Source organism: Bradyrhizobium sp. WSM4874 (genome assembly GCF_055811835.1).
In genome coordinates, this window is sequence record NZ_JBVVPR010000260.1 from 1 (window position 1) to 283 (window position 283).

Sequence of the window (283 nt, forward strand, 5' to 3'; positions counted from 1 at the left end):
TCTCAAACGGAGAATCAGCGCCATGCGGACGGGCTTTCAAATCTCATCGCTAGTACCGAGTGGTTTGGTGTTTGATGGTGTAAGTGACTCAATGGATTCGCTTATTCTGTCTGTTAGGTCGGAAGCTGCGGAGGCTCGGTGCCCTTTGTGCGCGACAGCGTCGAGCCGCATCCATAGCCGCTACGTCCGGCACGTTGCCGATTTGGCATCAGCGGGCAGAAAGGTGCGCCTCCGATTACTCACGCGGCGCTTCACATGCGAGGTGCCGCATTGCCGCCGGCGG

Annotated in this window: 1 protein-coding gene; it reads left to right on the forward strand. The window is 58.7% G+C overall.

Annotated elements, in window-relative coordinates:
• Positions 1–22: 22 nt before the first annotated feature.
• Positions 23–283, forward strand: a 261-nt coding sequence (locus AC0L3P_RS40285) for a transposase family protein (protein WP_473309497.1), incomplete at its 3' end; no start/stop codon positions are given.